Below are 9,107 nucleotides of genomic sequence, written 5' to 3'. Positions count from 1 at the left end.
CGCTCGGCCAGCGCGGCGGCCAGCAGGCCGTCCGGGCCGAGCGGCCGGGCCGTCACCGAGCCGGGCAGCAGCCGCGCCGCCCGGTCCGGGATGTCGATCAGGGCGTGGTAGCCGCGGGCCAGCAGCAGCGGCACCACGACCACCGGGCCCTCCAGCCCCGCCGCCGCCTCCTCCAGCGACGGCGCCGACAGCTCGCCGTAGGCCTCCACGACCCGCACCCACGGGCGGATCGCCCGCACCCGGCGCAGCAGCTCCCGGACGGCGATCGGACCGGCCGGATCCCGGGTGCCGTGCGCCACCGCCAGCAGCGCCGGCGCGGCGGAGCCGCGGCCGTCAGCCACCGACACCCGCCCGCAGCTGGTCGGACAGCCGCGGGTCGCACGCCAGCCGGTAGCCCCGCTTCACCACCGTCTCCACGATCCCGGCGCGGCCGAGACCGCGCCGCAGCCGGGCCACCGCCATCTCCACCGCGTGCTCGTCGGCCTGCGGGCGCGCGTCCCGCGACCACGGCGTCCCGCCGACGACCAGCCGGCTCGGCAGCACCCCGCACAGCTCCGCCCGCGACACCACGTGCCCCGGACGCCGCGCCAGCGCCCGCAGGATCGCCATCGGCGCCGGCGCGATCGGCCGCAGCTGGCCGTCCAGCACGACGGCGTGGCCGCGCAGCTCCAGCGCGAACCCGCGCACCTCGATGCGCCGCGCGCGCCGCTCGGGCAGGTCCGACACCAGCGCCCGCACCAGCGCCCCGATCCGCGCCCGCTCGGGCTGCACGGTCGCCACCCCGCGCTCCGTCAGCGACTGCGCGGTCACCGGACCGACGCACGCCGCCACCACGTGCGTGCGCATCGCCTCCAGCAGCGGCTCCTCCAGCGCGTCCTCGGCGGCGACCGCGAGCGTCGCGGCGACCGCCGGGGCGCTGGTGAACGCGATCGCGTCCACCGTCCCGGCGACGGCCTGCCCGACGAGCCGGCGCAGCGGCGTCGGGTCGTCGGTCCGCGACCACCGGTACACCGGGATCTCGATCACCTCGGCGCCCGCGTCGCGCAGCGACCCGGTCAGCTCCGGCTGCTGCTCGCCGTACAGCTGCACGGCGACCCGCGCGCCCGTCAGGTCCTTCTCCAGCAGGTGCTCGATCACCTCGGCGCACCCCTCCGACTCCGGCGACCAGCGCTCCTGCAGCCCGGCCGACCGGATCGCGCCGCGCGCCTTCGGGCCGCGCGCCACGATGTCGGTCTCCGCGAGCCGCCCGATCAGCGCGTCGCGGAGCCCCCACCCGTCGGCGGTCTCCAGCCACGCCCGGAAACCGATCCCGGTCGTGACCACGACATGGTCGAGGGGCTGCTCGATGCACGCCCGCGTCGCCTCCAGCAGCTCGGCGTCGTCGGACAGCGGGACCAGGCGGATGGCGGGGGCGTGCACGACCCTGGCACCGCGGCGTTCCAGGAGCGCGGCGAGCTCCTCGTGGCGGCGGGCCGCCGTCACGCCGACGGCGAACCCGGCCAGCGGCTCACTGCCCGTGCTCATGGGAGAGCGCCACCTCCACCCGGTGGCCGGACGCGTCCAGGCGGATCGGGAACGTCGGCAGCGCCACCCGCGGATCGTCCAGGCAGGCCCCCGTGCGCAGGTCGAACACCTGCTTGTACATGGGCGAGGCGACGGTGGGAGCGCCGCCGCGGGTGCCGAGGATGCCCCGGGACAGGACGTAGGCGCCGCTGAACGGGTCGAGGTTCGACAGCGCGTACAGCGTGCCGTCGAACGTCCGGAAGATCGCGACCTGGGTGCCGTCGATCATCGCGCAGGCACCGCGCTCGGGGATCAGGTCGGCGTACTCGCAGACGTCGAACCAGTGCCCCGCGGCGGGCGCGTGCCCGTGCGGGCGCCGCGGCTCCCTGGTGATCAGCACATCGGGTGTCATGGTCATCGGGCGGCAACCTCCAGGCGGGAACCGGTCCCCGGGACCGGTGTGATCTGGTCGCGCTCGTACTCGGGAGCGGCGCCGGGACCGGCCGTGCCGGCGGCCCGTGCGCGGAACATGTGCCGAACGGTTCCGGCCCGGACCCCTGACGCAGTAAGGTCTGCGCGGTGGCCGCGGGAGCCGGGCTCCGAGGCCGGTCGCGTCCGTTCGTCCCCTCCGACGTTCATGGGCCCGATCCTGAGCAGAGGCCGTTTCGCGATTGCGTCCCCTTTGTCACCGGCGTGTTAAAAGACGCTCACCTCGAAATCGAATCGTGGCCGGACCGCTATCAAGCCGAATCTGCGCTCCGGCCCCGGAACCGCCCCCGCCCGGAATGCCGGCAGAGCATGTTCACGCAGGTCAGAGGGGTTGCATCGGGCACCGGAACCGGTCCAGGCGGAACGAGGGGCCGCAGTCGCCATTTCACCTGGTGCGCCGGACTTGTCCCAGAAATGCGTGCGATCCGGCGGCCGGCCGGTCCTCCACCCGCCCTTCCACGGTGAGCCGCCGGCCGGCGGGCGGCCATCCGGAAGCGGCCGGAGCGAGTCCGCGCCCGGCCCCCCGGACACGGCGGAGACACCGGCGGCGGCGCCCGGCGGCAATCCTTGACGATCGCGTGTCAAGCGTTGTCGACCTTTGTCATGGCCCATTCGGCGCCCCTGCCCCCGTTGCCGAACGGATCGGCGGCGTCCCGGCGATCTCGCGGACGGATGCGGCCCCGCGCCCCGCGGCGCGCGGATCACCGCGCCCCCGGCGCGCCTAACCTCGGTACATGCCCGACCTTGCCTACTACGCCTCGCTGCCGCGCACCCGCGGCGCCGCGGCGGCACTGCTCCTCGACGACCTCGGGCGGGTCCTGCTCGTCAAGCCCACCTACCGGGAGGGCTGGTTCCTGCCCGGCGGCGTCATCGAGGCCGACGAGTCCCCGCTGGCCGCGTGCGTCCGCGAGTGCGAGGAGGAGCTCGGCTTCGTCCCCCGCCTGGACGGTCTGGCCTGCGTCGACTGGGGCTCCCCGCAGGACGGCGTCGACTCCGCCAACGTCTTCGTCTTCCACGGCGCCATCACCGGCGCCGAGGCCGGCGCCATCCGCCTCCCGCCCGAGGAGCTCTCCGACCACGTCCTCGTGGCGCCGGAGAAGATCCCCGAGCTGGCGCCGCCGCACGTCGCCCGCCGGATGGCCCCGAGCCTGCGCGCCATGGCCGAGCGCCGCGCCGTCTACCTTGAGGACGGCCGCGAGCAGCCCTTCGGCGCCCTCCTCAGCGACGCCCGCGCGGAACGTTCCTGACCGGAGTCCGCGGTCACACGGGCGCTGCGTCGGCGATCCGCCGCGCCCGCTCGGGATCGACCGCCCGCGCGCAGTGGGCGCAGCAGTACCAGTGCCCCTCCACCTCGACGCCGTGCCCGATGATCCGGCACTCGCAGTGCTCGCAGATCGGCGCCATCCGGGTGATCGCGCACTCGAACGAGTCGAACGTGTGGGCCTCGCCCTGCGCGTGCACCTCGAAGGACATCGCGTAGTCGTTGCCGCAGACCTCGCAGGTCGCCATGGTCCGTGCCTTCCCCCCGTTGTGGCTTCGCGATCAAGGTCTACCCAGGTCACAGCGGTGTTATCCCGGTGCGCGTCCGGCCCGTCTCACAGCGCCGCCGGGCACGCGGTGCAGCGGAGTTATCACCGCCGCATTACGGGACACACATCGGCGAAACCCGCCGCTCCTACGTTCGTGCCGGTCAGCGAACCCAAGGAGACGCCGATGACCCTCACCACCGACACCGGACGGACCGCGCGCGGGTATCCGCTCACCCGGCTGAAGGGCCACTGGATCGACGACTGGCGGCCCGAGGACCCGGAGTTCTGGAAGGCCACCGGCGCCCGCGTCGCGCGCCGCAACCTCGTCTTCTCGATCTTCTCCGAGCACATCGGGTTCTCGGTGTGGACGCTCTGGTCCGTGCTCGTGCTGTTCCTCGGGCCCGCGTACGGCATCGACCCGGCGGGCAAGTTCACCCTCACCGCCGTCCCGGCGCTGGTCGGATCGGTCCTGCGGCTGCCGTACACCTTCGCCGTCGCCCGGTTCGGCGGGCGCAACTGGACGATCTTCAGCGCGTCGCTGCTGCTGGTCCCCGCGCTGCTCGCCGCGTTCCTCGTCCGGCCGGGCGTCTCCTTCACGACCCTGCTCGTGCTCGCGGCCGTCGCGGGCGTCGGCGGCGGCAACTTCGCCTCCTCGATGGCGAACATCAACGCCTTCTACCCGCAGCGGCTCAAGGGCTGGGCGCTCGGCCTCAACGCGGGCGGCGGCAACCTCGGCGTCGCCGTCGTCCAGCTCGTCGCGCTGCTCGTGCTCGCCACCGCGGGCAAGGGCCACCCCGGCCTCGTCGCCGGCATCTACATCCCGTTCATCGTCCTGGCCGCCCTCGGCTCCGCGCTCTACATGGACAACCTGTCCCAGGCGCGCAACGAGAAGCGCGCGATGCGGGACGTGTGCCGGGACGCCCACACCTGGATCATGTCGGCCCTGTACATCGGCACCTTCGGCTCGTTCATCGGGTTCGGGTTCGCCTTCGGGCAGGTGCTCCAGGTCCAGTTCAAGGCCGACTTCGACACCCCGATCAAGGCCGCCTACCTGACGTTCCTCGGCCCGCTGCTCGGCTCCCTGATCCGCCCGGTCGGCGGCTGGCTCGCCGACCGGCACGGCGGCGCCCGGGTGACGTTCCTGAACTTCGTCGCGATGGCGGGCGCGGCCGGGCTCGTGCTGGCCGCCTCGCTCAGCAAGTCGCTGGCGCTGTTCCTCACCGGCTTCATCCTGCTGTTCGTCTTCAGCGGCCTCGGCAACGGTTCCACCTACAAGATGATCCCCGCGATCTTCCGGGCGAAGGCGCAGCTCGGCGTCGCCGGCGGCGGCGACCCGGCCGCCGCCGAGCACGAGGCCCGCCGGCTCGCCGGCGCGCTGATCGGCGTCGCCGGGGCCGTCGGCGCCTTCGGCGGCGTGCTGGTCAACATCGCGTTCCGGCAGTCGTTCCTGACCTACCACACCGGGAACGGCGCCTACATCGCCTTCATCGCGTACTACGCCCTGTGCTTCGCGCTCACCTGGCTGGTCTACCTGCGGGCCCACCCGAAGAGGCTGGCGGGCGTCTGACGTTCCGCCGCCCGCTCCGCCGCCGGCCGGTCCCCTCGTCGGGGTCCGGCCAGCGCGGCGACCGGCCCGAGGAGCGCAGCACCGACTCCCACGCCCGCCCCGCGGCCAGCGGCAGGTGCGGGACGCCCCAGTGCCACGCCGACACGAGCAGGTCGGGATCGCGCGGCCGGTAGTCGGCGCCGGTCGCGCGAGCCATGTCCCAGGCGTGCAGGTGCCACTCCACGCAGGCCGCGCCCGCGTGGTCGCCGACGGTGTGCTTGGTGCCCCGGTAGATCAGATGGGTCCGGTCCCACATGTCCGGCAGGAGGTCGGCGTAGGCGCCCGCGGACACCCCGAACGCCATGATCCGCTCCGGGCCCGTCTCCGGCGGCAGCACCGCGAGCTCCGTCGCGTTCTGCCGGGCCTGCTGCCGGATCAGCACGGCCGTCGCCGCCTCCTGCGCGAACAGCTTGGCCAGCCGGCTGTCGGGGGCGTCCTGGAGGTACTCCAGGAAGTTCTCCGACACGCAGCGCAGATGCCCGGCGAGGTCGATCAGAGCCCAGTCCGCGCACGGCGTCGGCAGGTCCCAGTCGGTGATCCCGGCCGCCAGATCGCGGATCGCCCGTACCCCGTCCTGGTAGGACTCGAGTACGCGATGCCGGTCCGGCGGCGTGCGCTCCACGTGACTTCCCCCCGCGTCCAGAGCACCGTACGGCCCCTCCCCTCCGGGGCGCTTCCCCGGGCGCCCGCCGCGGTCCGCGGCACGCGGAGCGGTGCACCCCGGCGTGGCCCGAGAGGGCAGACTCTCAGAGTTCGGTGGCCGGTGCCACCCGGTGAACCGCCGTGTCGCCGCCGCCCGGACTCCCCCGCCCGGGGACGGCCCCGCACCCCCGGGCCTCCCCCGGGGCGCGGTGTCAGACGACCGCGGTGGGCCGCGTCCGGTAGCTCAGCCGGTGCGCCTCGCGGGCCGTGCGGAGCCGGTCGACCTCGTCGGTCCACGGCCGGACGGCCGGGCGCGCCTTCGCCCGGCGGCGCGCGATCTCCGCCGCCCGCCGCGCCTTGCCGTCCTGCGCCTCGGTCGCGTACGTGCGCGGGCCCATCGCGACCCGCTCGGCGGCCTCGGCCGCGGCGATCGCCGCCGTCAGCGCCTCGTCGAACGCGATCGTCAGCGCCCGCAGCTCCCCCTCGGGGGCGTTCGAGCCCTGCGCCTCGCGCAGCGCCCGCTCCGCCGCGCCCGCCGCGGCGAGCCGCTCGTCGTAGCCGTCCGCCAGCCGCCGGTCGGCCTCGTACTGCTCCGCGACGTCCTTGCTCACCCGGCGCCCCAGCGGCATGGTGGTTCCCCTTCTTCGACACGTGATCCAGGCAAGCGTACGCGGGCCACCGGCGTGTTGTGACGGGGGACACCAAAGTTCGGCCCTTTACGCAGTAAGGTGTTCGCTCATGGTCCGGCAACCGCAGATCAACGCCCAGAACCGCGCCCCGCTGTCGATCGAGCGCATCATCGAGGCCGCCCTCCGCATCGTGGACGGCCAGGGACTCGGCCGCCTCACCATGCGCCGCCTCGGCGACGCGCTGGAGGTCGAGGCGATGGCGATCTACCACCACCTCCCCCGCGGCAAGGAGCAGCTCCTCGACGGCCTCGTCGCGCACGTCGCCGCCGCCCCCGCCGCCCCCGCCTCCCCCGCCGACGCCGCGTCCGCCGCCGCCCCGGCCGGCACCCTGCGCGCCTGGGCCCGCGACTACCGGGCCCGACTGCTCGCCCACGCGGGCGTCCTGCCGCTCGTGGTCACGCGGCGCAACCCCGCGGCCCTCACCGAGACCGTCGCGTCCCTGCGCGAGGTGCTCCGCCGCGGCGGCGTGGCCGAGGACGCGGCCGCGGCGACCGCGCACACGCTGCTCGCCTACGTGATCGGCCACGCGGCCCTGGAGGTGCGGAACACCGACGAGGACGGCGCCGACCGCGCCGTCGACTGGGACGCCCGCTTCGACGCCGGCCTCGACCAGATCCTCCGCGCCTCCTGAGGCGGCCCCGGCGCGGCGCTCAGTCCTCGACGACGAGGACCTCCAGGTGGCGGGGGCCGTGGACTCCGTCGACCCTGGTCGCGCCGATGTCGTGGACGGTCGACGGGCCGCTGATCCAGGTGAGCGGCCGGGACGGGTCGAGGCGGGCCACCGCCTCCGGGACCGTTCCCACGATCTGGTCGGCGTGCACGATGCACAGGTGGTAGCCGGGGACGAGCGTGAGCGCCCGCCGGCCCTGCGCGCGCCCGCCGTCCAGGACCACCGTGCCGGTCTGCGCCACCGCCGCCGCGCAGCCGGTGACCGTGCCGTCGGCCGCCGCGAGCGCCTCCAGGTCGAGCGCGGGGGTGTCGGCGAGCGCGCGGACGCCGTCGAGCTCGGCGAGCCAGCCGAACGGCAGGTCGGCCGGGACGACGATCTGCTTGGCCTCCCGGCCCCACAGCGCCGCGGCGACCGCGGTGGCCAGCTCGTCGGCGCTCACGTGCCGGACCGCGGCGCGGTGGCCGGCGACCCGCTCGGTGAACAGCGCGAGCACGTCCGCGCGGGTGGCGGCCTCGGCCTCGGTCAGCCGGCGGGCGTAGCCGCGCGGGGCGGGCGGGTGCGTGCCGCGCGCCCCTCCGATGGCGTCCCGGACGCGCCGCAGGACCTCCTCCCGCGAGCTCACCGGGGCCTCCGCGCGCTCACGAGCCCCTCCGCCGCCACCAGGCGCGGAAGCTCTCGGCGGGCGGGACGGGCAGGTCGCGGGCCTCCGTCCACTTCCCGAGCAGGCCGGGCAGCCGCCGGATCCGGCCGCCGCGCGACAGCAGCCGCGCCCAGCGCGCGCCGCGCCGCAGGGCCGCCTCGTGCCGCCGCGGGTCGCCCATCGTCCAGGCGAGGCCGCGCATCAGCAGCAGCTCGGGGTTCGGGACGGGCCTGCGGCGCCGCGACTCGACGACCTTCCCGCGCAGGTGCACGAGGACGTCCGGGATGTCGATCTTCACGGGGCACACGTCCGCGCAGGCCCCGCAGAGCGTGGACGCGTACGGCAGGGACGCGTCGGCGGCGCGCTCCACGCCGTTGAGCTGCGGCGTGAGGATGGCGCCGATCGGGCCCGGGTAGACGGGGCCGTAGGCGGCGCCGCCCGTCCGCTCGTAGACCGGGCAGACGTTCAGGCAGGCCGAGCAGCGGACGCAGCGCAGCGCGGCGCGGCCCACCTCGTCGGCGAGGGCGGAGGTGCGGCCGTTGTCGAGCAGGACGAGGTGGAACTCGCGCGGCCCGTCGCCGGGGGTCACGCCCGTCCAGGTCGAGACGTAGGGGGTCATCCGGTCGCCGGACGACGAGCGCGGCAGGAGCTGGAGGAACACCTCCATGTCGTCCCATGTCGGGACGACCTTCTCGATGCCGGCGACGGTGATCAGGGTGTCGGGGAGGGTGAGGCACATCCGGCCGTTGCCCTCCGACTCCAGCAGCACGGCCGTCCCCGTCTCGGCGACCAGGAAGTTCGCGCCGGTGATCGCGACGCGGGCGCCGAGGAACCGCTCGCGTAGGTGCGCGCGGGCCGCCCCGGCGAGCGCGGCCGGGTCGCCGGGCAGGTCGGGCGGCGCGCCGGGCAGCTCCCGCAGGAACAGCTCGCGGATCTCCGCGGCGTCGCGGTGCGCCGCCGGGGACAGCAGGTGGGACGGCTCGTCGCCGCCGAGCTGGACGACCAGGTCGGACAGCGCGGTCTCGCGGGCCGTGACGCCCGCCCGCGCGAGCGCGTCGTTCAGCCCGATCTCGCGGGTGACGAGCGACCGGGCCTTCACGACCTCCCGCGCGCCCGTCGCCCTGACCAGGCCGACGACGACACGGCGGGCCTCGGCCGCGTCCGCGGCCCAGTGCACGGTGCCGCCCGCCTCGGTGACCGCCCGCTCCAGCTCCTCCAGGTGGACGTCGAGGTTGAGCAGCGCCTCGTCCTTGGCGGCCCGGCCGGCCTCGCGCAGCTCCTCCCAGTCGGCGGGCTCCGCCGCGGCGGCGGCCTCCCGGGCCCGCAGCGCCGCGGTCGC

Annotated in this window: 11 protein-coding genes; 3 read left to right on the top strand and 8 right to left on the bottom strand. The window is 75.4% G+C overall.

Translation table 11 applies throughout. From position 1 onward, the window contains the following. From E1300_RS44230 to nirD, 3 genes are all read right to left on the bottom strand, one after another. The coding region (locus tag E1300_RS44230; RefSeq protein WP_242619787.1) for a sirohydrochlorin chelatase at positions 1-341 on the bottom strand (341 nt) is incomplete at its 3' end. Then, positions 334-1,524, bottom strand: coding sequence for a uroporphyrinogen-III synthase (locus E1300_RS44225; protein ID WP_131763264.1), 1,191 nt, complete (start codon positions 1,522-1,524; stop codon positions 334-336). The genes E1300_RS44230 and E1300_RS44225, both read right to left, overlap by 8 nt. Further along, complete coding sequence (nirD, locus tag E1300_RS44220; protein ID WP_242619786.1) at positions 1,508-1,921, bottom strand: nitrite reductase small subunit NirD; 414 nt, start codon at positions 1,919-1,921, stop codon at positions 1,508-1,510. The genes E1300_RS44225 and nirD overlap by 17 nt, the downstream gene beginning before the upstream one ends. Positions 1,922-2,726: 805 nt before the next feature. Here nirD and E1300_RS44215 point away from each other — a divergent pair. Beyond that, entirely contained in the window at positions 2,727-3,239 is a 513-nt protein-coding gene (locus tag E1300_RS44215; RefSeq protein ID WP_131763263.1) for an NUDIX domain-containing protein, read from the top strand. Positions 3,240-3,252: 13 nt separating this feature from the next. Here E1300_RS44215 and E1300_RS44210 read toward each other — a convergent pair whose 3' ends face one another. Continuing rightward, positions 3,253-3,501, bottom strand: coding sequence for a metallothionein (locus E1300_RS44210; protein ID WP_131763262.1), 249 nt, complete (start codon positions 3,499-3,501; stop codon positions 3,253-3,255). Positions 3,502-3,705: 204 nt separating this feature from the next. Here E1300_RS44210 and E1300_RS44205 point away from each other — a divergent pair, with 204 nt between their 5' ends. Beyond that, positions 3,706-5,088, top strand: coding sequence for a nitrate/nitrite transporter (locus E1300_RS44205; RefSeq protein ID WP_131763261.1), 1,383 nt, complete (start codon positions 3,706-3,708; stop codon positions 5,086-5,088). Here the strand turns inward: E1300_RS44205 and E1300_RS44200 are convergent. Both E1300_RS44200 and E1300_RS44195 read right to left on the bottom strand, forming a co-directional pair. Beyond that, a complete protein-coding gene (locus E1300_RS44200; RefSeq protein WP_131763260.1) occupies positions 5,036-5,749 on the bottom strand; it encodes a maleylpyruvate isomerase N-terminal domain-containing protein in 714 nt (237 codons plus the stop codon). The two genes, E1300_RS44205 and E1300_RS44200, sit on opposite strands and share 53 nt — an antisense overlap. Before the next feature lie 232 nt (positions 5,750-5,981). Beyond that, positions 5,982-6,398, bottom strand: a complete 417-nt coding sequence (locus E1300_RS44195; protein WP_131763259.1) for a plectin — start codon at positions 6,396-6,398, stop codon at positions 5,982-5,984. A gap of 109 nt (positions 6,399-6,507) precedes the next feature. Here E1300_RS44195 and E1300_RS44190 point away from each other — a divergent pair, with 109 nt between their 5' ends. Continuing rightward, positions 6,508-7,089, top strand: coding sequence for a TetR/AcrR family transcriptional regulator (locus E1300_RS44190; protein ID WP_131763258.1), 582 nt, complete (start codon positions 6,508-6,510; stop codon positions 7,087-7,089). A 19-nt stretch (positions 7,090-7,108) separates the two neighbouring features. Here the strand turns inward: E1300_RS44190 and E1300_RS44185 are convergent, their stop codons facing one another. Both E1300_RS44185 and E1300_RS44180 read right to left on the bottom strand, forming a co-directional pair. Beyond that, positions 7,109-7,750 (bottom strand): LutC/YkgG family protein, encoded by a 642-nt coding sequence (locus E1300_RS44185; protein ID WP_131763257.1) that lies wholly within the window; start codon positions 7,748-7,750, stop codon positions 7,109-7,111. 16 nt (positions 7,751-7,766) lie between these two features. After that, positions 7,767-9,107 (bottom strand): lactate utilization protein B (locus tag E1300_RS44180; RefSeq protein WP_131763256.1); only part of this gene is annotated, 1,341 nt, incomplete at its 5' end.

This window comes from Actinomadura fibrosa, from assembly GCF_900659615.1.
Taxonomy (GTDB): Bacteria; Actinomycetota; Actinomycetes; order Streptosporangiales; family Streptosporangiaceae; genus Spirillospora; species Spirillospora fibrosa.
The sequence above is the reverse complement of the archived record's forward strand: the minus strand, read 5'-3'. Positions and strand labels throughout refer to the sequence as shown.